The sequence below is a fragment of the Pseudoalteromonas simplex genome, from assembly GCF_015278155.1.
Classification (GTDB): Bacteria; Pseudomonadota; Gammaproteobacteria; order Enterobacterales; family Alteromonadaceae; genus Pseudoalteromonas; species Pseudoalteromonas simplex.
Map to the genome: position 1 here is coordinate 1 of NZ_JADILN010000029.1, position 767 is coordinate 767.

The window sequence follows — 767 nt, forward strand, 5'->3', positions numbered from 1 at the left end:
TATTAAAAGCTCGTCTGAATCGAGTCTAACTATTCAGTTGTCCTAGTGACACATTTTGTGTCCCCATCGTCTAGAGGCCTAGGACACCGCCCTTTCACGGCGGTAACAGGGGTTCGAATCCCCTTGGGGACGCCACTTACTTTAAGTGCTGTGTTATTAATAGCTCGTCTGAATCGAGTTTAACTATTCAGTTGTCCTAGTGACACATCATGTGTCCCCATCGTCTAGAGGCCTAGGACACCGCCCTTTCACGGCGGTAACAGGGGTTCGAATCCCCTTGGGGACGCCACTTATTCAAGTAGGTTATGTGTAGTGGGGCGGTGAACACCGCGCAATCTATGCACGACGTTATCAAGAGTACGAATCTCTTGGGGACGCCACTTACTTTAAGTGTTGTGTTATTAAAAGCTCGTCTGAATCGAGTCTAACTATTCAGTTGTCCTAGTGACACATTTTGTGTCCCCATCGTCTAGAGGCCTAGGACACCGCCCTTTCACGGCGGTAACAGGGGTTCGAATCCCCTTGGGGACGCCACTTATTTAATTAGGTTATGTGTAGTGGGGCGGTGAACACCGCGCAATCTTATGCACGACGTTATAAAGAGTACGAATCTTTTGTTGACGCCACTTACTTTAAGTGATGTGTTATTAAAAGCTCGTCTGAATCGAGTCTAACTATTCAGTTGTCCTAGTGACACATTTTGTGTCCCCATCGTCTAGAGGCCTAGGACACCGCCCTTTCACGGCGGTAACAGGGGTTCGAATCCC

3 tRNA genes are annotated in these 767 nt (G+C 48.2%); all 3 read left to right on the plus strand.

Annotation, left to right across the window (positions count from 1 at the left end):
- The first annotated feature begins 59 nt into the window (after positions 1-59).
- The 3 genes from IRQ78_RS20365 (at position 60) to IRQ78_RS20375 (ending at position 534) form a co-directional block, all read left to right on the plus strand.
- Positions 60-135 (plus strand) — tRNA-Glu (locus IRQ78_RS20365).
- A 78-nt stretch (positions 136-213) separates the two neighbouring features.
- Positions 214-289: transfer RNA gene (locus tag IRQ78_RS20370), tRNA-Glu, on the plus strand.
- Positions 290-458: 169 nt separating this feature from the next.
- Positions 459-534 (plus strand) — tRNA-Glu (locus IRQ78_RS20375).
- The last annotated feature ends 233 nt before the right edge of the window (positions 535-767 follow it).